This is a genomic window from Arthrobacter sp. C9C5 (assembly GCF_013359735.1).
In the GTDB taxonomy this organism is placed as follows: domain Bacteria; phylum Actinomycetota; class Actinomycetes; order Actinomycetales; family Micrococcaceae; genus Arthrobacter.
This window is the reverse complement of the sequence record NZ_JABFMX010000012.1, coordinates 113,393-138,288: the sequence shown is the minus strand read 5'-3', so window position 1 is coordinate 138,288 and position 24,896 is coordinate 113,393. Positions and strand designations below refer to the sequence as shown.

Annotated in this window: 19 protein-coding genes and 1 tRNA gene; 3 read left to right on the top strand and 17 right to left on the bottom strand. The window is 67.2% G+C overall.

Annotated features, from left to right (window positions below; genetic code table 11):
* Positions 1–39: 39 nt before the first annotated feature.
* From HNO80_RS11325 to HNO80_RS11255, 15 genes are all read right to left on the bottom strand, one after another.
* On the bottom strand, positions 40–777 hold the full coding sequence (locus HNO80_RS11325; RefSeq protein ID WP_175322953.1) for an HAD family hydrolase: 738 nt from the start codon (positions 775–777) through the stop codon (positions 40–42).
* Positions 777–2,312, bottom strand: coding sequence for a glutamate--tRNA ligase (gene gltX, locus HNO80_RS11320; RefSeq protein ID WP_175322952.1), 1,536 nt, complete (start codon positions 2,310–2,312; stop codon positions 777–779). The genes HNO80_RS11325 and gltX overlap by 1 nt, the downstream gene beginning before the upstream one ends.
* 118 nt (positions 2,313–2,430) lie before the next feature.
* A complete protein-coding gene (locus HNO80_RS11315) occupies positions 2,431–3,207 on the bottom strand; it encodes a fumarylacetoacetate hydrolase family protein (protein WP_175322951.1) in 777 nt (258 codons plus the stop codon).
* A 46-nt stretch (positions 3,208–3,253) separates the two neighbouring features.
* Complete coding sequence (locus tag HNO80_RS11310) at positions 3,254–4,048, bottom strand: MBL fold metallo-hydrolase (RefSeq protein WP_349627338.1); 795 nt, start codon at positions 4,046–4,048, stop codon at positions 3,254–3,256.
* A gap of 142 nt (positions 4,049–4,190) precedes the next feature.
* Positions 4,191–5,303: a branched-chain amino acid aminotransferase gene (locus tag HNO80_RS11305; protein WP_175322950.1), complete on the bottom strand. Its 1,113-nt coding sequence runs from the start codon at positions 5,301–5,303 to the stop codon at positions 4,191–4,193.
* 159 nt (positions 5,304–5,462) lie between these two features.
* A complete protein-coding gene (locus HNO80_RS11300) occupies positions 5,463–6,515 on the bottom strand; it encodes a 3-isopropylmalate dehydrogenase (protein ID WP_175322949.1) in 1,053 nt (350 codons plus the stop codon).
* A gap of 161 nt (positions 6,516–6,676) precedes the next feature.
* Entirely contained in the window at positions 6,677–8,236 is a 1,560-nt protein-coding gene (gene metG / locus HNO80_RS11295; RefSeq protein WP_175322948.1) for a methionine--tRNA ligase, read from the bottom strand.
* Positions 8,237–8,245: 9 nt separating this feature from the next.
* Positions 8,246–9,013, bottom strand: coding sequence for an ABC transporter ATP-binding protein (locus tag HNO80_RS11290; RefSeq protein WP_175322947.1), 768 nt, complete (start codon positions 9,011–9,013; stop codon positions 8,246–8,248).
* Positions 9,010–11,799 carry an ABC transporter permease gene (locus tag HNO80_RS11285; RefSeq protein ID WP_175322946.1) on the bottom strand — a complete coding sequence of 930 codons (2,790 nt, stop codon included), beginning with the start codon at positions 11,797–11,799 and terminating at the stop codon, positions 9,010–9,012. The genes HNO80_RS11290 and HNO80_RS11285 overlap by 4 nt, the downstream gene beginning before the upstream one ends.
* Positions 11,800–12,002: 203 nt before the next feature.
* Complete coding sequence (gene serA, locus HNO80_RS11280) at positions 12,003–13,598, bottom strand: phosphoglycerate dehydrogenase (RefSeq protein WP_175322945.1); 1,596 nt, start codon at positions 13,596–13,598, stop codon at positions 12,003–12,005.
* 143 nt (positions 13,599–13,741) lie between these two features.
* Positions 13,742–14,767: a ketol-acid reductoisomerase gene (ilvC, locus tag HNO80_RS11275; RefSeq protein WP_175322944.1), complete on the bottom strand. Its 1,026-nt coding sequence runs from the start codon at positions 14,765–14,767 to the stop codon at positions 13,742–13,744.
* A gap of 87 nt (positions 14,768–14,854) precedes the next feature.
* Positions 14,855–15,367, bottom strand: coding sequence for an acetolactate synthase small subunit (ilvN, locus tag HNO80_RS11270; RefSeq protein ID WP_138768975.1), 513 nt, complete (start codon positions 15,365–15,367; stop codon positions 14,855–14,857).
* A gap of 2 nt (positions 15,368–15,369) precedes the next feature.
* Positions 15,370–17,268 carry an acetolactate synthase large subunit gene (locus HNO80_RS11265; RefSeq protein ID WP_175322943.1) on the bottom strand — a complete coding sequence of 633 codons (1,899 nt, stop codon included), beginning with the start codon at positions 17,266–17,268 and terminating at the stop codon, positions 15,370–15,372.
* Positions 17,269–17,652: 384 nt separating this feature from the next.
* A complete protein-coding gene (gene ilvD / locus HNO80_RS11260) occupies positions 17,653–19,374 on the bottom strand; it encodes a dihydroxy-acid dehydratase (protein ID WP_175322942.1) in 1,722 nt (573 codons plus the stop codon).
* A 128-nt stretch (positions 19,375–19,502) separates the two neighbouring features.
* Positions 19,503–20,441 carry a LysR family transcriptional regulator gene (locus HNO80_RS11255; RefSeq protein ID WP_175322941.1) on the bottom strand — a complete coding sequence of 313 codons (939 nt, stop codon included), beginning with the start codon at positions 20,439–20,441 and terminating at the stop codon, positions 19,503–19,505.
* A 105-nt stretch (positions 20,442–20,546) separates the two neighbouring features.
* Here HNO80_RS11255 and HNO80_RS11250 point away from each other — a divergent pair, with 105 nt between their 5' ends.
* The 3 genes from HNO80_RS11250 (at position 20,547) to HNO80_RS11240 (ending at position 22,739) form a co-directional block, all read left to right on the top strand.
* Positions 20,547–21,431 (top strand): sunset domain-containing protein, encoded by an 885-nt coding sequence (locus HNO80_RS11250; protein WP_175322940.1) that lies wholly within the window; start codon positions 20,547–20,549, stop codon positions 21,429–21,431.
* Positions 21,432–21,433: 2 nt separating this feature from the next.
* Complete coding sequence (locus HNO80_RS11245) at positions 21,434–22,546, top strand: PQQ-dependent sugar dehydrogenase (protein WP_175322939.1); 1,113 nt, start codon at positions 21,434–21,436, stop codon at positions 22,544–22,546.
* 117 nt (positions 22,547–22,663) lie between these two features.
* Positions 22,664–22,739, top strand: a tRNA-Lys gene (locus tag HNO80_RS11240).
* 136 nt (positions 22,740–22,875) lie between these two features.
* On the opposite strand, the gene HNO80_RS11235 is transcribed toward HNO80_RS11240, so the two are convergent.
* A complete protein-coding gene (locus HNO80_RS11235; protein ID WP_175322938.1) occupies positions 22,876–23,757 on the bottom strand; it encodes an ABC transporter permease in 882 nt (293 codons plus the stop codon).
* Entirely contained in the window at positions 23,754–24,683 is a 930-nt protein-coding gene (locus tag HNO80_RS11230) for an ABC transporter ATP-binding protein (RefSeq protein ID WP_175322937.1), read from the bottom strand. The genes HNO80_RS11235 and HNO80_RS11230 overlap by 4 nt, the downstream gene beginning before the upstream one ends.
* Between the last annotated feature and the right edge of the window lie 213 nt (positions 24,684–24,896).

Below are 24,896 nucleotides of genomic sequence, written 5' to 3'. Positions count from 1 at the left end.
GGCGGGGCCGTTTTGTTGTGGCGACAGGCGCCGCCAAGCTCAGGCCAGCAGTTCCAGCAGCGAACCGACCTCGCGCCCGGAAAAGCCAGCGGCGGGCTCTCCGCCGCGGTTCAGCCACACGCCCAGCAGGCCCGCCGCCGTCGAGCCTTCCGCGTCGAGAAGCCGGTTGTCGCCGACGTACAGCGTTTCGCCGGCGCCGGTTCCGAGCCGGCGCACTCCTTCGAGGAAGATCGCGGGATCCGGCTTGGGCACGCCGACCGTGTCCGTGCCCACGAGGACGCCGATGCGGCCAAGCCCGGCGGCGTCCAGCTTCACCCGCTGGTAGTCGTGCACATTGTTGCTCACCGCTCCGTACGGAACGCCGGCGGCGTCGAGCGCGTCCAGCAGCGGTGCCACGTCGTCAAAGGCACGGACGTAGCTGTGCTGGCGGCTGGCGTAGGAGCTCACCCAGTGGTGGGCCTGCTCCCCCTCCTCGAGTTCGACGCCGAAGTGCCCCAGCGCGGCCCGGCCGCGCAGTAGCCGTTGTTCGTTGAAGCTCAGTTCGCCGGCCAGGTAGCGGTCGTAGAAATGGGTCGTCTCCCGCGTGAAGATCCGTCCGAACCGCTCCCAGCCGGCCTCGTCGAGACCGGGAAGGAGGTGCTCGCTGACATCGCGCAGGGCGGTCGTCATCGCGAACTCGAGGTCCACGAGGGTGTCGTCGATGTCGAACAGCACCCCGCGGATGCCGTCCAGCCCGGCGGCGAGGATCCCGCTCCCGGACCCGGACCCGCCGTTCATCAGCCGCGGAACGCGCGCAGGCGGCCCAGGGACGAATCTTTGCCCAGGATGACCATGGACTCGAACAGCGGCGGCGAGATACGGCGCCCGGAGATGGCAGTGCGGACGGGGCCGAACGCCAGGCGCGGTTTGACGCCCAGGCCTTCCACCAGGGCCTCCTTCAGGGCGGCCTGGATGTTTTCCGCGGTCCAGTCGGCCACGGGTTCCAGCGCCGCCAAGGCCGCGTCGAGGACTTCAGCCAGGTTCTCCGGCAGGCCCTTGCGTGCGTCGTCGGCGACGTCGATCGCGTCGTCGCCCTTGAACAGGAAGGCCAGCATCTCGGGCGCTTCGCCGAGCAGCGAGATGCGCTCCTGGATCAGCGGCGCTGCTTCCGCGAGGATCTCCTCGTCACGGGCCGTCAGCTTCTCCCCGACCAGGCCCGCGGACTGCAGGTAGGGAACCAAACGGCCGCGGAAGTCCTCCGGGTCCAGCATGCGGATGTGCGTGCCGTTGATCGCTTCGGCCTTCTTGATGTCGAAGCGGGCGGGGTTGGCGAGCACGTCGTTGACGTCGAAGTTTTCGATCAGCTGTTCCACGGTGAAGATGTCCTCGTCCGCGGACAGGCTCCAGCCCAGCAGGGACAGGTAGTTCAGCAGGCCTTCCGGGATGAAGCCGCGGTCCCGGAGCAGGAAGAGGTTGGACTGTGGGTCACGCTTGGAGAGCTTCTTGTTGCCCTCCCCCATGACGTACGGCAGGTGCCCGAATACCGGCATGTAGCTGGCGACGCCGATCTCCATGAGCGCGCGGATCAGCACCACCTGGCGGGGCGTGGAGGAGAGCAGGTCCTCGCCGCGCAGCACGTGCGTGATGCCCATCAGGGCGTCGTCGACCGGGTTGACCAGGGTGTAGAGCGGCGAGCCGTCGGCACGGACGATCACGTAGTCGGGGATGCTGCCGGCCTTGAAGGTGATCTCGCCACGGACCATGTCGGTGAAGGTGACGTCCTCATCCGGCATCCGCACGCGCAGCACCGGCTTACGGCCCTCGGCCTTGAACGCGGCGAGCTGTTCCTCGGACAGGTTGCGGTCGAAGTTGTCGTAGCCCAGCTTGGGGTCGCGGCCGGCGGCGCGGTGCCGGGCTTCGACTTCCTCCGGAGACGAGTAGCACTCATAGGCGTAGCCGGCCTCAAGGAGCTTGGCGACGACGTCCTTGTAGAGGTCCAGGCGCTGCGACTGGCGGTACGGCTCGTGTGGGCCGCCCACTTCCACGCCTTCCTCCCAGCTGATGCCGAGCCACTTGAGCGCCTCGAGCAGCTGCTGGTAGCTCTCCTCCGAGTCGCGCGCCGCGTCCGTGTCCTCAATTCGGAACACGAAGGTGCCCCTGGTGTGCTTCGCGTGGGCCCAGTTGAACAGGGCCGTGCGGATCAGGCCGACGTGCGGGGTGCCGGTCGGCGACGGGCAGAACCGGACGCGGACCGGGGTTTCGGCGGTGACTTCACGGGTCAATTCCGTGGTGGCGGTGCTGGAGACGGCGTCGGGCGCGGTGGGAGTAGTCATAGTGGTACCAACTTTACCGCGTGCCCGGCGTCGGATTCCGCTACACAAACGGACAGCCGCACCGTGGATCCACGGTGCGGCTGTCCGAAATCGGCGCGGTTTCTTCCGCGTGGAGCAGTTAGCGGCGGACCACCGGGTTGGAGAGGCGGCCGATGCCCTCGATCTCGACCTCGAACCGGTCTCCGGCCTTGACCAGGCCGACGCCGGCCGGGGTGCCGGTCATGATGACGTCGCCGGGCAGCAGGGTGAAGGCCTGCGAGACGATGGAAACGAGTTCGCGGACGCCGCGGATCATCTGGCTGGTGCTGCCGTCCTGGCGGAGCTCGCCGTTGAGCCGGCCCTGGATCTGCAGGTCCTCGGTGTCCAGTTCGGTCTCGATCCACGGGCCCAGCGGCGCCGAGGTGTCAAAGCCCTTCGCCCGTGCCCACTGCAGATCGGTCTTCTGGACGTCCCGGGCGGTGAGGTCGTTGCCGCAGGTGTAGCCGAAGACGACGTCGTCGACGCGCTCCTCCGGGACGTCCTTGCAGATCCGGCCGATCACGACGCACAGCTCGGCCTCGAAGGAGACCTCGTCGGAGAACTCCGGCAGGATGATCGGGTCGTTGGGCCCGATCACCGAGGTGTTGGGCTTGAGGAAGAGCAGCGGCTGCGCCGGCACCTCGTTGCCGAGCTCGTGGGCGTGTTCCACGAAGTTGCGCCCGACGCCGACGACCTTGCTGCGCGGGATGATCGGGGCGAGGAGGCGGACGTCCTCCAGCTTGTGCTTGACGGCAGTCCGCTCCACACCGTGGAAGAAGGGGTCGCCATTGATGACAGTGATTTCCTCACTGCCGGGCTGGCCCTCAACAATGCCGTACATGGGATCAGAATCGACTACAAACCGGGCGATACGCATGGTTCCAAGCGTACCGTCTCAGGCGGCAAGCCCCCGGACGCGTGTTTCAGGCGGGGCCACGTGAACGCAGGTAATCCAGTTGAGCGGCGACGGACAGTTCCGCCGCGCGCCGGACAGCCGGGTCGACGGCGGCGTAGACGGCGTCGGCCACTTCTTCGACGCCAGCCTCCGCTCCGAGCTCGGCGATGGCGTTGCGGATCTGGGCCAGGCGGTCCTGCCGGTGGTCCCGGTAGGCGCGGACGATGCTGTCCAGCGCCGGAAGCATGGGGCCGTGAGCGGGCAGGACGGTGGCCGGGCCCAGGCTTTCCAGCCGGTCCAGGGAATCGAGGTAATCCCCCAACTTGCCGTCTGGGTAGTCCAGGACGGTGGTGCCTAGACCTAAGATCGTGTCCCCGGTGAGGACGGCGCCGTGGGCACCGTCCTGGGGGAGGTGGAAGCAGACCGAGTCGGAGGTGTGGCCAGGTGTCGCCAGCACGCGGATTTCCACCCCGGCGGCGTGTAGCACCTCCCTCTCCCGAAGCGGCTCTCCCCCGTGGCAGTGTGCGGGGTCTGCAGCGCGGACGGGGGCGCCGGTGAGTTCGGCGAAGCGTGCCGCGGCCGCGGTGTGGTCGGCGTGGCGGTGTGTAATGAGGATCAGTTCGACGGCGCCGTACTGGGTCAGTTCGCGGAGGTGGTCTTCGTCGAGGGGACCCGGATCCACCACCACGACGCCGGCCGACCCGGGGGCCGCCACCACGTAGGAGTTGGTGCCGTGCAGGCTCATCGGGCCCGGGTTCGGGGCAAGGCGGAACCGCGTCAGCTCGGTGCTGCGGACCAGGGCGCGGGCATCATCGGGAATCACCCTTCCATCTTCCCACCGGGGACGCTCAAAGGAGCAGCAGGACGACAATCACGGCGGGCAACAGCGCCTCGGCGATCGCGCTGACGACGACGGCGGCCCGCACCCTGAGGGTGCGGACCGCCGTCGTTCTGGTTGGTGCAGGCTACGCCAGGCGGGTCAGCCAGCCGTGGGTGTCCTCGACGGTGCCGGTCTGGATGCCGAGCAGTTGCTGGCGGATAGCCATGGTGGTCTCGCCGGCCTTCGCGTCCTCGGAACCGATGAACTCGGTATCGTCCTTGAGCACGCCGATCGGGGTGATGACGGCCGCGGTACCGCAGGCGAAGACCTCGGTGATCTCGCCGGAGGCGACGCCGTCGCGCCACTCATCCAGGGTGATTTTGCGCTCGGTGACCTCGCGGCCCATGTCCCGGGCGACCTGGATCACGGAGGAGCGGGTGACGCCCTCCAGGATGGTCCCGGACAGCGCGGGGGTGACCAACGAGCCGTCCTTCATCACGAAGAAGACGTTCATTCCGCCGAGTTCCTCGACGGCGTTGTCGTTGAATTGGTCCAGGAACAGGACCTGCTTGCAGCCGTGGGCCTCAGCTTCCTGCTGCGCGATGAGGGAAGCGGCATAGTTGCCGCCGCACTTCGCGGCGCCGGTGCCGCCGCGGCCGGCGCGGGCGTATTCGCGGGAGATCCAGATCGACACGGGCTTGAGCTCTCCGCCGAAGTAGTTGCCGGCCGGCGAGGCGATGACGCGGAACGACACTTCGCGCGCAGCTCGGACGCCTAGGAAGGCCTCGGTAGCGATCATGAAGGGGCGCAGGTAGAGGGCTTCGCCGTCGCCGGACGGAACCCATTCCCGGTCCACGGACACGAGTTCGCGGATGGCCGTCAGGAAGTATTCCTCCGGAAGCTCCGGGAGGGCGAGCCGGCGCGCAGACTTGTTCAGGCGCGCGGCGTTGGCTTCGGGCCGGAACGTCCAGATGGAGCCGTCGGCATGGCGGTAGGCCTTGAGCCCTTCGAAGATCTCCTGGCCGTAGTGGAGGACCGCTGCGGAGGGATCAAGCGTGATGGGACCGTAGGGTTCGATCCGCGCATCGTGCCAGCCGCCTTTGCCCTCGGCATCGACGCTGTAGTCGACGATCGCGGTGTGGTCGGTGAAATAGTCGCCGAATCCCGGGTTGGCCAGGATGGCGGCACGTTCTTCAGCGGACTTCGGGGTTGCCGAGAGCCGCTGGCTGAATTCGACGCCATGGGCAGTCTGGGTCATGGTTCCTCCACGGTCGGCTGCCTGGTGTATGAACGTGGTTCATCCTCGGACCACGGCAGCATTTTGGTGATTCGCAACAAGCTTACGCCCGATCCCGGGGCCGATACCGGAGCCGCAGGGCGCCGCATCGTCGGCAGCGGCGCCCTGTGGTTCTGGCTGCTAGAGGGCGGCGGCGATCGCGTCGCCGATGGCGGCGGTGCTCCGGAAGCTGCCGTCCCGACTTTCGACGTCGGCGGCGACGGCCGCCTCGATCTTGCGAGCCGCGGTGGCGTAGCCCAGGTGGTCCAGCAACAGCGCTGCGGACAGGATGGCCGCGCTCGGATCGGCCTTCTGCTGGCCGGCAATGTCCGGGGCCGATCCGTGGACCGGCTCGAACATGGACGGCGCGGTGCGGTCCATGTTGATGTTGCCCGAGGCTGCGAGGCCGATGCCGCCGGTTATAGCGGCCGCAAGGTCGGTAAGGATGTCGCCGAAGAGGTTGTCCGTGACGATGACGTCGAAGCGCGCCGGGTCGGTGACCATGAAGATCGTGGCGGCATCCACGTGCAGGTAGTCGTGGCTGACCTCGGGGAATTCCTGCGCCACTGCTTCCACGGTCCGCTTCCAGAGGTGCCCGGCGAAGACCAGGACGTTGTGCTTGTGCACCAGGGTCAGCTTCTTGCGCGGGCGCTCGTTGGCACGGCGGAAGGCATCACGGACCACACGCTCCACGCCGTGGGCGGTGTTCAGCGAGACCTCGGTGGCCACCTCGTGCGGGGTGCCGGCCCGGAGAGTGCCGCCGTTGCCGACGTAGGGGCCCTCGGTGCCTTCGCGGACCACGATGAAGTCGATGTCGCCCGGGTTGGCAAGCGGGCTGCCGACGCCGGCGTACAGCCGGGAGGGGCGCAGATTCACGAAGTGGTCCAGGCTGAAGCGCAGCTTGAGCAGCAGTTCGCGTTCGATGATCCCGGAAGGGATCCGGGTGTCGCCGGGGGCGGCACCCACCGCGCCAAAGAGAATGGCGTCCCGGGTACGGAGGTCGGCGAGGGTTTCTGCCGGCAGCGTCTCGCCCGTCTCCAGCCAGTGCTGGGCGCCGAGCTTGTAGTGGGTCTGCTTCAGGTCGATGCCTTCGGCGGCGGCGGCCTTCTCCAGGACCTTTAGTGCCTCGGCGGTAACTTCCGGGCCGATGCCGTCGCCGGGGATGACTGCCAGATCAATCGTGGATGCGCTCATGTTTTCAGGGTAGCCAAGGCATCCACATGCTGGTCAAATTGTCTCAATATCCGGAAGCGTGCCCGCGTAATCAAGGCGTGGTGACAGTTCGTGGCAATATTCGGCGGGAACATTGCCACGAACTGTCACCTCGACGGTGGAACGTGAATCCGTGGCTAGGGCTACGCCTCTGCGGGCTCCTCGTACTTGGGGAACACCGGGGCCGGGGCGGGCAACGGCGTCCCGGCCTCGATCGGGGTGTCCAGCGCCGCGAAGTCGCGGGCTTGCCCTTCAGGCTGGCCCAGGCTGTCAAGGATGGCCGCGGTCGCCGCCGGCATGACCGGCTGGGTGAGGATGGCGACGATCCGCAGCACCTCGAGGGTGACGTACAGAACGGTGTTCATGCGTTCGACGTCGGTCTTCCGCAGCACCCACGGAGCCTGTTCGGCGAAGTAGGCGTTGGTGTCGCCAAGCACGTTCCAGATGGCCTCGAGCGCGCGGCTGAATTCCTGCTTCTCGAACGCTGCGCGGGCGATGCCCAGCAGGCCCATGGCCTGGCCCAGCAGCGCGGCGTCTTCTGCGCTGAAGCCGGCCGGGACCGGAACGCGGCCCTCGCAGTTCTTGGCCACCATGGACAGGGAGCGCTGCGCCAGGTTGCCGAAGTTGTTCGCCAAATCCGAGTTCATCCGGCCGACAATCGCGGCGTGGCTGTAGTTGCCGTCTGCGCCGAACGGCACCTCGCGGAGCAGGAAGAAGCGGACCTGGTCCAGTCCGTACTGCGCCACCCAGTCAGCCGGCGCCACCACGTTTCCCAGCGATTTGGACATCTTGATGCCCTGGTTGTGCAGGTGGCCGTGGATCATCACACGCTTCGGCAGTTCCAGCCCGGCGGACATCAGGAACGCCGGCCAGTAGACCGCGTGGAACCGGGAGATGTCCTTGCCGATCACGTGGACATCGGCGGGCCAGTACTTCCGGAAGCTCTCCGAGTCCGTGTCCGGGAAGCCAACGCCGGTCAGGTAGTTAGTTAGCGCATCGACCCAGACGTACATCACGTGGTCCGGGTTGCCCGGTACCGGCACACCCCAGTCGAAGGAGGTGCGGCTGATCGAAAGGTCCTCGAGGCCACCCTTGACGAAGCTGATGACCTCGTTGAAGCGGCTGTGCGGGGCGCCGAACTCCGGCTGGTCCGCGTAGAGGGCCAGCAGCCTGTCCTGGTAGGCCGAGAGCTTGAAGAAGTAGCTCTCCTCCTCGGTCCAGGTCACCTCGGTGCCGGTTTCGGAGGCGTAGCGGAGCCCGTCGTCACGGACCTCGGTCTCGTCCTCGACGAAGTAGCGCTCGTCGCGGACCGAATACCAGCCGGCGTACTTGGAGAGGTAGATGTCTCCGTTGGCTTCCATCCGCTGCCAGAGCGCCTTGGCCGCCTCGTAGTGGTCCGGGTCCGTGGTGCGGATGAAGCGGCTGAGCGAGATGCCCAGGTCATCGCTCATCTGGCGGAACGCGGCCGAGTTGCGGTCGGCAAGCTCCTTGACCGGGATGCCTTCCTTTTCCGCCGTCTGCTGCATCTTCAGGCCGTGCTCGTCGGTGCCGGTCATGAAGAAGACGTCGTAGCCGTCCAGCCGCTTGAACCGCGCCATCGCGTCGGTGGCAATGACCTCATAGGCGTGGCCGATGTGCGGCACGCCGTTGGGGTAGCTGATGGCCGTGGTGATGTAGAACGGGGTTTTTTCGGAAGGCGTCACGTTATTAACCTAGATCAGTTCGGTCAGGGTATCGCTCTGGCGGACAAGTTCGTGGTCGTGTGAAGCGACCAGGACGGCGATGCCATCCGACGTCGTGTCCTTGAGGATGCTGATGATGCGGTTGGCCGAGGTGCGGTCCAGGCTCGCGGTGGGCTCGTCGACCACCAGCACGCGGGTGCCGAGGATGAGGGCCCGGGCGATCGCGACGCGCTGGCGTTCGCCGCCGGAGAGCTGGGCGGGACGGTGGCGCATGCGCCGGCCCAGGCCGACGAGGTCCAGGAGGTCCTTGGCCATGTCGCGGCGCTGTTCCACCTCGCCGTCGGGCACAGCCGGAAGCAGTACGTTCTCAAGCGCGCTCATGCCGTCAATCAGGGCGCCGCCCTGGTCGACGTACCCGATCAGCGCCCGGCGGCGGTCGGCGATTTCGTCGTCGCCCATGGTTTCGAGCGAGTCGCCTTCCCAGAACACCCGGCCCGACGTCGGCAGTGTCAGGCCCGCTCCGACGGTCAGGATGCTGGTCTTGCCCGAGCCGGAGCGGCCGGCGACGCAGTGCATTTCGCCGGCGTGCAGCGTCATGTTGAAGTCGTCGACGACGTTGACCGCCTCCGCGCCGCCCTTGCCGCCGCCGTAGTGGATGGTGATGTTACTCAGTTCCAGTGGCGTGGCGTGGTCTGTGGCCTTCACGATCGTGTTGGCGCGGGTCTGGTGGCCGCCGGTCCCGGTGCTCTCCGGCATCCGGTTCCGGGCCGCCCTGGTCAGGTTCAGCTCGTTAGTCATTGGACCACTTTCGTTGCAATCGGAATCCAGCAAAGTACAGCCACGAGTCCGGCGATTCCGGCCCAGAGTGCGGCATAGGGGGCGAGGAGCAAGCCAATGCCCAGGGCACCAATGACACCCAGCGGCAGTGCGATGGCTCCCACCATGGCATTTTCGAAGAAGCGGACCTGGCCCAGCATGTCCGGGTTCCAGCCCATCGCCTGAAGGATGCCGAGGTACTGGCGCTTCGCTCCCAGTTCGAAGCGGCCGGTGACCATGGTCAGCAGCAGGCCCACGGCGACTCCGGAGACACCAAGAATGATGCTCGGCATCGCGATGCTGGCCGCGGCCAGTCCGCTGAGGGCGCTGGCGCCGGCGGCACGCGGAATGTCGATCAGCAACGCGGCGAGTCCGCCCACCGCGGCACCGAAGACGCCGACGGCGACGGCCAGGGAGCCGGTGTTGAACTTGTTGGTGCTCAGCTGCCTGCTGGCGAAAGTCAGCGGCGAATCGACGGGGATGAGCCGCTCATCGTGCTGCGGTTCCTGGTCGATGACCTCCCGGTGCCGCAGCTGCTGGGCGGCGAAGTAGGCGGCGCCGCAGTACAGGACCAGGACCGACGCGGAGACGATCGCGGTGGCAGGGTTCCAGCTGAGCAGGCTCAGGGCGATCCCGGCCACGGCCAGCAATGCCGCGCCGACGCCGAACTCGGCGAGCACCCAGGACCGGATCTTGCGCTGCGTCCAGCCCATGGCACGGAGCGTTCCGGCCTCCCGGCGGCGCTTGCGGACATAGCTGACGGTCGAGGCACCGGTGAGCAGGGCGGCCCCGCACAGGGTCAGGAAGAGCAGGGTGAGGTTGGTGCCAGTCAGCGAGCCGGAAACTGCGTCGGCGGCGTCCTGGCGCACCCAGGACTGCTGCACGGTGCCCAGCGGCGATTCCTTGCCGGCGTCGTCCTTGGAGTAGCCGGGCACGAAGATGCTGGCATCTTCGCGGGCCGAGCCAGCAACCACGGTCGCCTGCAGGCCCATGTCGCGGATCTCGCTGGCGAGCTTTTCGACCTCGGGCTGGGCCTGCTTCCAGCTGCCGCCGACCTTGGCACGGACGCGCACGGCGTCGATCACGGAGGCGTTCTTCTCATAGCCGCGGGCCGCGGCCAGGCCGTAGTAGTCGGTGATGGCGCCGGCCGACTGGCTGACCAGGCCGGTACCGCTGAGCGAAGGCTTGAGCGCGGTCTTTTCGACGTCCTTGCCGTCGGCGTCCTTGGTCAGGGTGAACGGCGTCGGGTCGTAGCCGCCAAGCGGAAGCCGGTTGACGTCGCCGGCCGCTTCCTGGACCTTGGCTGGGTCGAAGGTGCCGTAGACCATGGCCAGCGGGGTGGCCGGCTTCTTCCCGGTCGCGAGGTTGTCGCGGTAGGACCGTTCGTCGACCGGTGTGCGCTGCGTCTGGTCCACCGGGGCGTCGTTGGCACCCTTCTCCGGCAGCCGGTTGACGGTGACCCAGTCGCCCGGGACCGCGGACTTGTCGACGGCGCCGTTGCCGGCTGTCTGCCCGTCCTTGTACTTGGGCGCGGCGGCGAAATCGGTGCTCCAGGTCGCGGGGTTGTAGAGTCCCTGGCCGAAGCTGCCGGTGTCGCCGAGCAGCTTGGACAGGTCCTTGGACCCGGGCCACTCGAGGGCGAACGGGGACTTGGAGACGAACGGCAGGTAGTCCTTGTCCAGCGAGCGGGTCACGGTCCCGACGTCTTTGGTGACGTTGCCGGCGTCGTCGATTTCCTCGATCTTGACGAAGTACTTGAGGTCAAGGGAGGTGCCGGATCGGACAATCAGCGGAATCGCCTGCGAATCCTCGGTCAGTTGACCGGCGCGCTTGGCCTGCTGGTACTGCGTCATCAGCGGCGCCCAGTACTTCAGCTTGACGCCGAGGAAGTCGGGGCCTTCCTTGAGCTGTTCCATGCTGATGCCGCTGGTGAAGAGGCTCTCGAAGTGGCGGCCGATCGCGCCGGCGTTGCGGGCGTCAGCCGGGGGCGCCTTCTCCAGCGGCGCGAGGAAGTCGCCGGAGCCGCCCAGGAGCGCGCGCTCCGAGACCGGATCGACGGCGACGACGGACTCGGTCACCTGCGGGGCCAGCGGCAACGAAACCGAGAGGTTGAACAGGTTGTGCTCCGAGCCGCCGGCCGGCGCGGGGAACTTAATTCCGGTCTCGCCGTCCGGTCCCGCGATCCGGACGTTCTTGCCGCCGGCCACTTCCTCTTCGATGAGCTTGGCCTTGCCGAGGGAGCCCTCGGCGGTCGTCTTGAACAGGGTCTGCTCGGATTTGCCGTCCGATTTCACCGCACTGGCGGTGAGGCGGTATTTCTTAGCCGTGTCGCTCAGGACAGACTCGGCGGCGGGCCACTTGGACGGATCGGTGGCGCTGGGGTCACCGGCGGTGCCGGCGAGGCCGGCGTTGTAGCCGAGGTAGTCGGTAGCGTCGAGGCGCGGGGTTTCGAGGTTCTGCGAAACCCGGGAAACGAGGCTGATCGGAGCCGCGACCGAGGTGCCGGAAAGCTTGCGGATGGAGTCCAGCTGTTCGAAGCTGATGCCGCCCTGGCCGGTGGCGATTTCCGGCTGCATGAGGCCGCCGTTGTCGTCGGACTTGGCCTGGACGAGGACGTCGTAAAGCCCCCGGGAGTTCTGGTCAACGGTGCGGTTCAGCGCGGCCTGCGACTGGCCCTGCACCAGCACGGACAGGCACATGGCCACGATCAAAATGGACGCGGTCAGCAAAAGCACTCTGCTTCTGATGAACCTCTGGACGGCGTTCATTGGGCTCCTGAAAGCTGGATTGCGTGCGCACACCGCTGTTCATTCCGCTCGGAAATGAAGGCGTCCCCGGCCGGGTGTGCAAAAGTAAAGGCCGGTCTGCCGGCCAAATCCGAAATTCGGACCTTGCCATTGTACGCAGACCGGCCGCTCATTCGTGGCCCGCCTGCGACGGTGTTGCCGCCGCAGGCGCCCACGCTGGGGACCTAGTCCTCGAGGTCGACCTCGCGGACCATATCGGCGCCGATTCCGGCCTTAATCGCTTCCAGTACCTGCTGCGGCACGGAGCTGTCGATGGTCAGCAGCGCGAGCACCTGGCCGCCCTCCGCCTGCCGCGCCACCTGCATGCCGGCGATGTTGATGTTGTTCATGCCGAGAATGTGGCCGATCGTACCGATCACGCCCGGGCGGTCCGAATAAGCCACCACCACGAGGTGTTCGCTGATCGGGATTTCGACCTCGAACCCGTTGATTCCGACGAGCTTCTGGATCTGCTTGGGTCCGGTCAACGTGCCGGCCACCGAGATCTGGCTGCCGTCGCTCAGGGCCCCCCGCAGGGTCAGGACGTTGCGGTAGGACTCCGTGTCCGGGGTGGTGATAAGCCGGACGTTGATCCCCCGCTGCTCGGCGATCACGGGCGCGTTGACGTAGGAGACCTGTTCGGTCACGACGTCGGCGAAGATGCCCTTGAGGGCCGCGAGTTCGAGGACCTTGACGTCCAGCGAGGAGATCTCGCCGGCCACCTCCACGTCGAACTGGGTCAGCGACGCGTGGGTCATCGCGGTGAAGATCCGGCCCAGCTTCTCGATCAGCGGGATTCCGGGGCGCACGTCCGGGGCAATGACGCCGCCAGCTACGTTCACGGCGTCGGGCACCAGTTCGCCGGCGAGGGCCTGGCGGACGGACCTGGCGACGGAGACGCCGGCCTTTTCCTGGGCTTCATCGGTGGAAGCGCCCAGGTGCGGGGTCACCACGACGTTGTCAAGCTTGAAGAACGGCAGGTCGGTACTAGGCTCCTTGACGAACACGTCGACGCCGGCGCCGGCGATCTCGCCCGACTCCAGTGCCGCGTACAGGGCTTCCTCATCCACCAGGCCGCCGCGGGCGACGTTGACGACGTAGGCGCTGGTCTTCATCTTCTTGAAGGCTTCCGCGCCGAGCATGCCGACGGTCTCGGGAGTCTTGGGCATGTGGATGGTGATGAAGTCCGACTGGGCCAGGAGCTCGTCCAGGGTCACCAGTTGCACGCCAAGCTGGGCGGCGCGGGCGGAGGTGATGTAGGGGTCGTACGCGAGGATCTTCGTGTCGAAGCCCTTCAGGCGGGCCGCGACGAGGGCGCCGATCCGGCCGAGGCCGATGATGCCGATCTTCTTCTCGAAGAGCTCCGTGCCGGTGTACTTGGAGCGCTTCCACTCGCCGTCCTTGAGCGCGGCGGAGGCCTGCGGGATGTGGCGGGCGAGGCTGAGGATGTGGCCGACGGTGAGTTCGGCGGCGGAGACGATGTTCGACGTCGGGGCGTTGACCACCATGACGCCGGCCTGGGTGGCGGCCTTGATGTCGACGTTGTCCAGGCCCACGCCGGCGCGGGCGATCACCTTGAGGTTCTTCGCGGCGGCGATGGCCTCGGCGTCCACCTGGGTGGCGGAGCGGATCAGGATCGCGTCGACGTCGGCGATCGCGGAGAGCAGCTGGGAACGGTCGGCTCCGTCGGTCTGGCGGATTTCAAAGTCCGGCCCGAGGGCCTCGACTGTGGCGGGCGAAAGTTCCTCAGCGAGGAGTACGACAGGTTTGGTGCTAGTCACCGGTGACCTCTTTAGCTCTCTTGTATTCAGGTGGGGATTTTGGAACGTTGGGTGGTGAACGGCGGTGTTCTTTCGGCTGCTGCGCTCGTTCCTCACGCAACAACGCAGCCTTCAAGGACACCGCCGCCCACCACCACCGGGATCTAGCGGGCCACTGATCCTTCGGTGTAGTCGTCTTCGTTCTTGATCCAGGAGAACAGCTTGCGCAGTTCGCGGCCGGTGGCCTCGATCGGGTGGTCCTCGCCCTTCTTGCGCAGTGCCTTGAACTCGGGGGCTCCGGCGTCCTGGTCGTCGACGAAGCGCTTGGCGAAGGTGCCGTCCTGGATGTCCTTGAGGACGGCCTTCATGTTTTCCTTCACCTCGGGGGTGATGACGCGCGGGCCGGAGACGTAGTCGCCGTATTCCGCGGTGTCAGAGACGCTCCAGCGCTGCTTGGCGATGCCGCCCTCGACCATCAGGTCGACGATCAGCTTGAGCTCGTGCAGCACCTCGAAGTAGGCAACCTCGGGCTTGTAGCCGGCCTCGGTGAGGGTCTCGAAGCCGTACATGATCAGCTGCGAGGCGCCGCCGCAGAGCACAGCCTGCTCACCGAAGAGGTCGGTTTCGGTCTCTTCGGTGAAGGTGGTCTCGATGACGCCGGCGCGGGTGCCGCCGATCGCCTTGGCGTAGGACAGGGCCAGTTCCTTGGCCTTGCCGGACGCGTTCTGCTCGACGGCGATCAGGTCCGGCACGCCGCGGCCGGCTTCGAACTCGCGGCGCACGATGTGGCCCGGTCCCTTGGGTGCGACGAGGGCGACGTCGACGTCGGCCGGCGGCTTGATGTAGCCGTAGCGGATGTTGAAGCCGTGTCCGAAGAACAGGGCGTCGCCGGCCTGCAGGTTCGGGGCGATGTCCTCGGCGTAGACGTGGCGCTGGACCTGGTCCGGGGTGAGGATCATGATGAGGTCTGCTTCGGCGACGGCGTCGGCGACGTTGAGAACGCGCAGGCCCTCGGCCTCGGCCTTGGCGCGGGACTTGGAGTCTTCCTTCAGGCCAACGCGGACGTCAACACCGGAATCGCGCAGGCTGAGGGCGTGGGCGTGGCCCTGGGAGCCGTAACCGATAACGGCGACGGTGCGGCCCTGGATGATCGACAGGTCGGCGTCGTCGTCGTAGAACATTTCAGTCACTGGGGTGTCTCCTTTGAGTGGATTCTTTGGTGTTGTCTGGGGAAATTCGGGAGTGGAGCTGGGTTGCTGCAGGCCTGGCACGGCCGCTTAGGCGGAGCGCAAGGCCCGGTCGCTCATGGAGCGGGACCCGCGGCCGACGGCCAGGGTGCCGGACTGCACGATTTCGCGGACGCCGAAGGGCTCCAGCACCGAAAGCAGTGCGGTGAGCTTGTCGGGGTGGCCCGTGGCCTCAATGACCACCGACTCTGTGGAGACGTCGACCACTGAAGCGCGGAACAGGTCGGCTGCCTGGGTTACCTGCAGCCGGGTTGCGGCATCCGCACGTACCTTGACCAGGATGTGGTCGCGCTGTACGGAAGATTCGGGGGTGAGCTCGACGATCTTGATCACGTTGATCAGCTTGTTCAGCTGCTTGGTGACCTGTTCGATCAGCTCGCCGTCGGCGTCGACGACGACCGTCATCCGGGAGATGCCCGGAACCTCGGTCGGGCCGACGGCCAGGGAGTTGATGTTGAAGGCGCGCCGGGCGAAGAGGCTGGCCACGCGGGTCAGCACACCGGGTTTGTCTTCGACCAGAACGGAGAGTGTGTGGCGGGTCATGTTCAGTCCTCTTCTTCCCAGTCCGGGGTCATGTTGCGGGCAACCTGGATCTGGTCGTTGCTGACTCCGGCGGGGACCATCGGCCACACCATGGAGTTGGGGCTGACGACGAAGTCGATCACGACGGGGCGGTCGTTGATTGCCAGTGCCTTCTGGATAGTGGCGTCGATGTCCTCGTCGCGTTCGCAGCGGAAGGAGGCGCAGCCGTAGGCATCCGCCAGCTTGACGAAGTCCGGGATCCGGACGGTGTCATGGCCGGTGTTGAGGTCGGTGTTGGAGTAGCGGCCCTCGTAGAAGAGGGTCTGCCACTGGCGCACCATGCCCAGCGAGGAGTTGTTGATGACCGCCACCTTGATCGGGATCTTGTTGATGGCGCAGGTGGCGAGTTCCTGGTTGGTCATCTGGAAGCAGCCGTCGCCGTCAATCGCCCAGACCACGCGGTCCGGCTCCCCCACCTTGGCGCCCATGGCGGCCGGCACGGCGTAGCCCATGGTGCCGGCGCCGCCGGAGTTCAGCCAGGCGTGCGGGCGTTCGTACTTGATGAACTGCGAGGCCCACATCTGGTGCTGGCCGACGCCGGCGACGTAGACGCCCTCGGGGCCGGTGAGGGCACCGATCCGTTCGATCACGCGCTGCGGCGCGCTGAGGCCGTCCTCCGGTTCGGTCCAGCCGAGCGGGTAGGTCTCCTTCAGGTTGTTCAGGAAGGCCCACCAGTTGCTGAGATCCGGGGTGCCGGAGGCTTCGAACTGGAGGCGCAGGGCATCGCTGAGCTCCGGGATGATCTCCTTGACCGAGCCCACGATCGGCACGTCGGCGGTGCGGTTCTTGGAGATCTCCGCCGGGTCGATGTCCGCGTGGATGACCTTGGCGTTCGGGGCGAAGGACTTCAGGATGCCGGTGACCCGGTCATCGAAGCGCGCACCGAGCGTGATCAGCAGATCGGATTGCTGCAGCGCGGTCACGGCGGACACCGTGCCGTGCATGCCTGGCATGCCGACGTGCTGCGGGTGCGAGTCCGGGAAGACGCCCCTGGCCATCAGCGTCGTCACCACGGGGGCGCCGGAGAGTTCGGCAAGTTCCAGCAGTTCAGCGGACGCGTGGGCCTTGACGACGCCGCCGCCGACGTACAGCACAGGCTTGCTGGCGGCCGCGATCAGCCTGGCGGCTTCGCGGACCTGCTTGCTGTGGCCGCGGACCACCGGCCGGTAGCCAGGCAGGTCGATCTTGGGCGGCCAGGAGAAGGTCATCTGGCCCTGCTGGGCGTCCTTGGCCACGTCCACGAGGACGGGGCCGGGACGGCCGGTCGAGGCTAGGTGGAACGCCTCGGCCATCACGTGCGGGATGTCGTTGGGGTCGGTAACCAGGAAGGAGTGCTTGGTGATCGGCATGGTGATGCCGACGATGTCCGCCTCCTGGAAGGCATCGGTGCCGATGACTCCGCTGGCGACCTGTCCGGTGATGGCCACCATCGGCACGGAGTCCATGTGGGCATCCATGATGGCGGTAACGAGGTTGGTGGCACCGGGGCCCGAGGTGGCGATGCAGACGCCAACCCGCCCGGTGACCATGGCATAGCCTTGCGCGGCGTGGCCGGCTCCCTGTTCGTGACGGACCAGAATGTGGTTCATTTTGGAGGCCATCAAGGGGTCATAGGTGGGCAGGATCGCGCCACCGGGCAAACCGAAAATGTCCTGGACGCCGAGTTCTTCGAGCGAGCGGACGATTGCTTGCGAGCCGGTCATCACCGTCGGGGGTACGACGTTGTTCGGCCCAAGGACGGGAGAGGCAGCAGCATGCTCGACGCCGGCGTCTGCCGGGCGTTCGATGCGTTCCGGAGCCTTGTGGGCTCCAGCGGACTTTGTGGCCATCAGCGAGGGGCTGATCGGCGATCCTTTGCTCATCGGACTCTTCCTTTGGTGGATCTTCTGTGATCGTGGAACTACGGGTAATAAAAAAACCCCTCAGCCTTGGCGGCTCTTCGAGGGGTTTGCGCGTGACGGTTCGTTACCAGTCGGGCTATGGAGCCACGCGCTTGGTAAGTACGACGACTGCAGCTGCGCGGGCGCCGCCGGTAACGATCTCGATCATGCGTTCAGTTTTCCCTCTTAGTAAGACAGGTGTCAACGAGCATGCGCCGTGTCTCACTATGTGGACTACGCCGTCCACCAGCTGGGATCCTCGACTCTACCTTGGTGACCCGGCAGCTTTCGGCGGCAGGGCTTAATAAGGGGAATACCGAGGGGCCCCAAGGATGCGGCGCTCGCGCCGCATCCTTGGGGAAGGTATTACCCGCAGTAGGCACCGGTGGAGGCGCTGTGGACGAGCTTGGCGTACTTGGCGAGCACGCCCTTGGTGAACTTGGCCGGCAGCGGCTCCCAGCCCACCTTGCGTGCCTCGAGCTCGGCGTCGTCCACCAGCAGGTCGAACGTCCGGGCCCCGATGTCCACCCTGATCCGGTCGCCGTCCTTGACGAAGGCGATGGGGCCGCCGTCGACCGCTTCGGGTGCAACGTGGCCGATGCACAGGCCGGTGGTTCCGCCTGAGAAGCGGCCGTCCGTGAGCAGCAGGACATCCTTGCCGAGGCCGGCGCCCTTGATCGCGCCGGTGATCGCGAGCATTTCGCGCATGCCCGGGCCGCCCTTGGGGCCTTCGTAGCGGATGACGACGACGTCGCCGGCCTTGATCTCGCCGTTGTCCAGCGCGTCCAGGGCGCCCTGTTCGCGCTCGAAAACGCGGGCGGTGCCCTCGAAGACGTCGGCGTCGAAGCCGGCGCTCTTCACGACGGCGCCTTCCGGAGCCATCGAGCCGTGCAGGATGGTGATGCCGCCGGTCTTGTGGATCGGGTTGTCCATGGCGCGGAGCACCTTGCCGTCCGGGTCCGGCGGGTTGATCGAGGCGAGATTCTCGGCCACCGTCTTGCCGGTCACGGTGAGGCAATCGCCGTGCAGCAGGCCGGCGTCGAGCAGTGCTTTCATGATGACCGGGACGCCGCCGATCTTGTCGACGTCGGTCATCACGTAGCGGCCGAACGGCTTGAGGTCGCCCAGGTGCGGGATCCTGTCGCCGATCCGGTTGAAGTCCTCGAGGGTCAGCTCCACCTCGGCCTCGCGGGCGATGGCCAGCAGGTGCAGCACCGCGTTGGTGGAGCCGCCGAAGGCCATGGTTACGGCGATCGCGTTCTCGAACGCCTTCTTGGTCATGATGTCGCGGGCGGTGATGCCAAGGCGCAACAGGTTGACGACGGCCTCGCCGGACTTGTGCGCAAAGACGTCGCGGCGGCGGTCGGCCGAGGGCGGGGCGGCCGAACCCGGAAGGGACATGCCGAGGGCCTCGCCGATGCAGGCCATGGTGTTGGCGGTGTACATGCCGCCACAGGCGCCTTCGCCCGGGCAGATGGCCTTTTCGATGCGGTCCAGGTCCTCGCGGCTCATCTTGCCCGCGGCGCAGGCGCCCACGGCCTCGAAGGCGTCAATCAGCGTGACTTCCTTCTCCGAGCCGTCTTCGAGCTTGACCCAGCCGGGCATGATCGAGCCGGCGTACAGGAAAACGCTGGACAGGTCCAGGCGGGCGGCCGCCATCAGCATGCCCGGCAGGGACTTGTCGCAGCCGGCCAGCAGCACCGAGCCGTCGATCCGCTCGGCCTGCATGACGGTCTCGACCGAGTCCGCAATGACCTCGCGGGACACCAAGGAGAAGTGCATGCCTTCGTGGCCCATGGAGATGCCGTCGGAGACGGAGATGGTGCCGAACTGCATCGGGAACCCGCCGCCAGCGAAGACGCCTTCCTTGGCGCCCTGGGCGAGCCGGTTCAGCGAAAGGTTGCAGGGAGTGATTTCATTCCACGAACTCGCCACGCCCACCTGGGGCTTTGCGAAGTCGTCGTCGCCCATGCCGACCGCCCGGAACATGCCGCGCGCGGGGGCGGCGTGGATTCCGTCGGTAACGACCCGGCTGCGGGGCTTGATGTCCGGCTTGGTCTCTGTCGCTGTTTCGGTGTCCTCACTCATGGCTCAAAGTCTAGGGCTCCGTCGTCGGCAGCAACGAGCCGGATTGGCTCATTAAGCGCAAAACCGGGAATATTTCGCCCAAATAGTGGACGCCTGTCTCATCCCTTGGACCTCGTGGCCGTCCAGGCTCAAATACTGTGAGCCGCGTCACGCAGCTCGGGGGCTTCGGCGACCGCCTGGGCCTCCGCCTTGAGCAGCGCCAGCACCTGCTGGATGGTGGTCCGGGCGGCGGCCTCGGGCCGGGCCAGGGCCACGATGCTTCGGCTGGCCTTGACGCCGCGGAGCGGGCGGAGCAAGAAGCCCCGCCCTTGGTTCTTCAATGCGGTGTAGCGAGGCAGGAGGCTGAGCCCGTGCCCGGCACTGACCAGGGCCTCCAGCACCCGCAGGTCCGGGAAGAGCTGCGCCCGCAGGGCCGGGGAATCGGCCTGCATCTCGATCTGCCGCAGGACGGTATCAAAGGGAAAACCGTCGGGCACGCCCATCCAGGGGAACCCGACGACGTCCTCGGCGCTGAGCGTCGCCTTGCCGGCCAGTTCGTGGCCCGCCGGCACCGCCACGTCCAGCGGCTCGTCTATCAGGGGGATCACCTGGAGGCCCTGGCGGGCGAAGACCTCGGGTCCGTCGACGCTGTGGGCCAGGACAATGTCGTAGTCGGCGGCCAGGGCAGCGAAGCCGGCGACGCCGGGGTCCTCGAAATGTGCCTCGAAGCGGAGTCCGTCGATCTCCTTCACGCGGTGCAGCAGTCCCGGCAGGAACATTTCCGCGGCACTCGGAAAGAACGCCGCCTTGATGTGCGTCTGCCAGCCGAGCCGGTACGTGTCGATGGTTGCCTCGGCGCGGGCCATGGCCGTGGAGACCTCCGCGGCGGCACCGGCCATGGCCAGCCCCGCCTCGGTCAGCCGCACTCCCCTGCCGGACTTCTCAACAAGCACCACGCCGAGCTCGTCCTGCAGGGTCTTGAGCTGTTGTGAGACTGCGGACGGCGTTACCCGCATGGCCTCGGCGGTGGCCCCCACGGTGCCGCGGTCCGCCAGCTCGCGAAGAATCCGCAGTCTCTTGAAATCCATGAAGCGAGGCTACACGGGGCGGGTCCGGAACGCTGGACAGCCGCGTCGGGCCGGACGTAACGTCAAACAGCGGCAACCTTGCCGCCTGGACAGAAGGATTCGGCTATGGATTGGATTATCTGGCTCATCGTCATCGTGGTGATTGTCGGCGTCGTGTGGTGGCAGTTGAACCGCAACAACGCCCGCGGTGGCGGTGGAACCCCGACGTCCACCGCGGCCGGAACCGCCTCCCCGCGGGCTGCCGGGGACCGGGCAGGCCACGACGGCGCCCTGTCCGGCGGGACAGCCGCCGCGTCGGCCGCCGCGGCCGCCACGACGGGAATGCCGTCCGCCGCCGGCTTCAGCAACGCCGAGCCAGAGCCGCCGACCACTGCCGACGACGTGGCGGCTACGCAGGCGGGGAGCACCATCGCTGAGAGCACGCCTAAGGAGGGCGCCCTCGCCGAGAGCAGCACCGCAGCAGGCGCAGCGGCGGGCAGCGCCGAGTGGGAGACCCAGTGGTCGGAGACACCGCCGGCCGAGGCGCATGCCGCCACGCACCACGACCTTCCGCACGGGGCCCACGGCGATCATGTGGCCCACGGCGCCCACGCCGAAGCGCCGGAAGCGCACGCCCCCGTGCACCACGCCGAATACACCGAGCCGCACGCCCCCACCCTCCCCGGCGCGGAGTCCGCAGCGGCCGAGGCTGCCGACCTGGAGACGGCACAGGCAGCATCGTCGGCCGCACTCACCGAGGGCTCGGCCAGCCACACCGCGGCGCCCGCCGGGCATCTGGCCGTTGAGCAGCCGTACGGCGAGGGATCTGCCGCGCCGGCCCCGGATGGAAGCGGACCGGAGGGCTTCACCGTCAAGGGCAACGCCTCCTCGATGATCTACCACGACGAAACCAGCCCCTCCTATGAGGAGACCCGGGCCGAGGTCTGGTTCCTTTCTGCCGCCCATGCGGAAGCGGCGGGCTTCCGGCCGCCACGCCGTTCCCGGCTGTAGCAATGCAGCGGCGGTCGCCGCGGCGCGCGGCCCGGGCAGCGGTGGTGGCGGTGGCGGTTCTGGCTGCATCCCTGGCCGCGGTCGGCTGCACCGGCAGCCCCACCGCTCCCGCGGCCACGAGCAGCCCGGCCAGCAGCAGCCAGCCCGCTGCGGACGTCCTGAGAGTTGCCGGCCGCATCGACGCCGGGCTGACGCTGCCCTGGTCGGTGGTATTCCTGCCGGACGGCACTGCCCTTGTCTCGGAACGGGACAGCGCGCTGCTAAAGTCCGTGCCGCCGGGCGGCGGTCCCGCAGCGACGGTCGGCAAGGTGCCCGGCGTCGCCCCCGGCGGCGAGGGCGGACTGCTGGGGCTGGCCCTTTCTCCGGACCTTGCGTCCGGCCGGTATCTGTACGCGTACGTCACGGCCGAGGCGGACAACCGGATCGCCCGCTTCCGGCTCGCTAAGGACGGCCTCCCGGATCTGGGCGCGCCCGAAGTCATCTTCACCGGAATTCCCAAGGCCTCCACGCACAACGGCGGCCGCATCCGGTTCGGCCCCGACGGGTACCTCTACGTCGGAACCGGAGACTCCCGGCGCCGCGACCAGCCACAGGACCGCAACGCCCTCGGCGGCAAGATCCTCCGCCTCACCCCGGACGGGAGGCCCGCTCCCGGCAACCCCTTCGGCTCGAACCCCGTCTACAGCCTCGGGCACCGGAACGTCCAGGGGCTCGACTGGGACAGCGCGGGCCGGCTGTGGGCGAGCGAATTCGGTCCGGACAGAGACGATGAACTGAACCTGATCGTCCCCGGCGGCAACTACGGCTGGCCCGAGGTGACGGGCGCCCCGCACCGCGAAGGGTTCCTTGACGCCAAAGTGGTGTGGCCCTCGACGGCGGATTCCTCGCCTAGCGGGCTCGAAATCGTTGGCGACACGGCCTACCTCGGCGCCTTGCGGGGCCAGCGGCTTTGGGCGGTGCCGCTGCGCGGCGAAGTTGCCGGCGACCCTGTGGCCTATTTCACAGGCACATACGGCCGGATCCGCGACGTTTCACTTGCCCCGGACGGCCGCCTATGGGCGCTCAGCAACGGCCAAAACCCTGATTTTGTGCTGGTTTTGGCGCTGCCCAACTAGCCGGGGAGCGCCGTCGGCCGCTCGATTTCACACTGCACTAAAACTCGTGTAGAGTTTCATGTCGTTGCGGAGAACACCGCGGGAAATAAAAAGCCCGGGGGAACGAAAACAACAGCTGCACCTCTAGCTCAACTGGCAGAGCAATTGACTCTTAATCAATGGGTTCCGGGTTCGAGTCCCGGGGGGTGCACCAGCGAAAACCCCGTCTTTTCGGTCTAACCGAAAAGACGGGGTTTTTTGTTTTGCCTGGAGCGGCGGGGCCTGACATCAAGGGCCGCCGGGAGCGTCAACAGACGCGACGCCGGCGGCGGCCAGGCCAGGCCTAGCTGTCAGGCATCGCGGTACTTCACCGACGCGAGTCCGCCGCCCACTGCGGCTGCCGCCCAAGCAAGCACAACAAGACCGCCCTGGACCGGGGTCAACCGCCCGGGTGAGGTCCGGATTGCGACCATGTCGCCCCCGGCAGACGCGGGCAGGAACAGGCCGACGTCCTTGAAAGCGTCCCCCAGGCCCGACAAGATGGCAACGATGATCGGAAGAATCATCAGGATGCCCAGAGTGGCGACAATGCCGCCGGCGCTGTTGCGCAGCACGGCACCAATGCCAAGGCCCAGGACGGCGATCAGAGCCAGGAAGACGGCCGCGTTGAGGATGCTCGGGACCACACCGTCGGCGGTGAGTGCGTAGCCCAGACCCTGTGGCTGCAATATCGGCTGGGCCACCGCGTACGAGATGAGAGCTCCGAGGATGCCGGTGGCGAAGGCGGCTGCGGCGATGACGAGCGTTTTCGACAGCACGGCGGTCATCCGGCGTGGCACGGCGGTGAGCGTCGTGGTGATCATGCGGGTGCTGTATTCGGACCCGATCTGTATCACGGCCAGGGAGGCGATCAGGAACTGGGCGACCATGATCCCGGTTGCGGGGACTTCGCGGGCAAATATGCCGAATTCCTTCAGGATGCCCTCCTGCTCAGCTCCAGCGGGCCCGCCGTAGACGGCGAACCCGGCAGCCATGTCTGCCACGGAGAAAGCCTTTAGCATGCCGACCCCCACCATGCCGAGCAGGGCGATGGCGAGGATGACGTAGCTGGAACGCAGCGACGCCAGCTTGATCCACTCGGCACGCACCGCCCGTAGGAAGGTGAGCCTGGTCCCGCTGTCGCGGCGGCGGACGGCGGTGGCACTGTTGCTCGCGGTTACTGAGGTGGTCATCGGGTTCCCTCTCCGGCCCCGGCCAATGCGGCAGAGCGGTATTCGACGTCGTCGCGGGTCAGTTCCATGAAGGCCTCTTCGAGCGTCGCCCGGACCGGGGTCAGCTCGTGAATCAGTGCATCGCATTCCCGCGCTATCCAGGCGATCTTCCGCGGTTCGGCCCCAGAGACTTCCAGGAGGCCCGGTTCGAGTTCACGAAAGAGGATCCCGCCGGCTGCCAGCCCCGCCTGCAACTGGGTTGATTGGTCGCTGCGCACCAGCGCCCTGTCCTGCCCCTGGGCAAGGATCTCGGCTACGGGCGCGTCCGCGATGATCCGGCCCCGGCCGATGACGATCAGGTGGTCGGCGGTCTGCGCCATCTCGCTCATCAGGTGCGAGGACAGGAAAACCGTCCGGCCCTCGGCGGCGAGGCCCTTGGCCAGGTTCCGGACCCACTGGACGCCTTCCGGATCGAGTCCGTTCACGGGCTCGTCGAAGATGACCGTCCTGGGATCCCCCAGCAGCGCGGCAGCAATGCCCAGGCGCTGGCCCATCCCGAGCGAGAACCCTTTGACGCGCTTGCGCGCCGTCTCCGTGATCCCGGTCATCGCCATGACTTCCTCGACACGGCTGCGGCGTATTCCGTGGGTGGCTGCCAGAACGGACAGGTGCTTGAAGGCGCTGCGGGCCGGGTGCACAGATTTGGCATCCAGGAGGGCACCGACCTCGGTCAGCGGCGCAGCATGCCTGGCATACGGCCGCCCGTTCACCAGCACCCGCCCCGAGGTGGGCCGGTCCAGTCCCAGGATCATGCGCATGGTGGTGGTCTTGCCGGCCCCGTTGGGGCCCAGGAAGCCGGTCACCTGCCCCGGCTGGACGGTGAACGTGACGCCGTCGACGGCGGTGCGCTTCCCGTAGGTCTTGGTAAGGCCGAATGCCTCGATCATGGTCCAGCTTTCTTCTCGGCGAGTCTGGGGGGCTGACGATCCGTTCGGAGCCAGCACACAACTCACCGCCCCCGCTACCAGTAAACAGGCGGGGGTGCAGCCTGTGCGGGATTCGGGCGCCGTTTTCTGCATTTCTTCTGCGACGGGTGCTACGGGACGCGGGCGCTGTACCCCGCCGGCAGGCCACGTTCCGCCCAGCATTGGTACTGGCGC

Coding starts and splice junctions, on each gene's coding strand:
- HNO80_RS11325 (WP_175322953.1), bottom strand. CDS start 777: ATGAACGGCGGGTCCGGGTCCGGGAGCGGGATCCTCGCCGCCGGGCTG.
- gltX (WP_175322952.1), bottom strand. CDS start 2,312: ATGACTACTCCCACCGCGCCCGACGCCGTCTCCAGCACCGCCACCACG.
- HNO80_RS11315 (WP_175322951.1), bottom strand. CDS start 3,207: ATGCGTATCGCCCGGTTTGTAGTCGATTCTGATCCCATGTACGGCATT.
- HNO80_RS11305 (WP_175322950.1), bottom strand. CDS start 5,303: ATGACCCAGACTGCCCATGGCGTCGAATTCAGCCAGCGGCTCTCGGCA.
- HNO80_RS11300 (WP_175322949.1), bottom strand. CDS start 6,515: ATGAGCGCATCCACGATTGATCTGGCAGTCATCCCCGGCGACGGCATC.
- HNO80_RS11290 (WP_175322947.1), bottom strand. CDS start 9,013: ATGACTAACGAGCTGAACCTGACCAGGGCGGCCCGGAACCGGATGCCG.
- HNO80_RS11285 (WP_175322946.1), bottom strand. CDS start 11,799: ATGAACGCCGTCCAGAGGTTCATCAGAAGCAGAGTGCTTTTGCTGACC.
- ilvN (WP_138768975.1), bottom strand. CDS start 15,367: ATGACCCGCCACACACTCTCCGTTCTGGTCGAAGACAAACCCGGTGTG.
- HNO80_RS11265 (WP_175322943.1), bottom strand. CDS start 17,268: ATGAGCAAAGGATCGCCGATCAGCCCCTCGCTGATGGCCACAAAGTCC.
- ilvD (WP_175322942.1), bottom strand. CDS start 19,374: ATGAGTGAGGACACCGAAACAGCGACAGAGACCAAGCCGGACATCAAG.
- HNO80_RS11255 (WP_175322941.1), bottom strand. CDS start 20,441: ATGGATTTCAAGAGACTGCGGATTCTTCGCGAGCTGGCGGACCGCGGC.
- HNO80_RS11250 (WP_175322940.1), top strand. CDS start 20,547: ATGGATTGGATTATCTGGCTCATCGTCATCGTGGTGATTGTCGGCGTC.
- HNO80_RS11245 (WP_175322939.1), top strand. CDS start 21,434: ATGCAGCGGCGGTCGCCGCGGCGCGCGGCCCGGGCAGCGGTGGTGGCG.
- HNO80_RS11235 (WP_175322938.1), bottom strand. CDS start 23,757: ATGACCACCTCAGTAACCGCGAGCAACAGTGCCACCGCCGTCCGCCGC.
- HNO80_RS11230 (WP_175322937.1), bottom strand. CDS start 24,683: ATGATCGAGGCATTCGGCCTTACCAAGACCTACGGGAAGCGCACCGCC.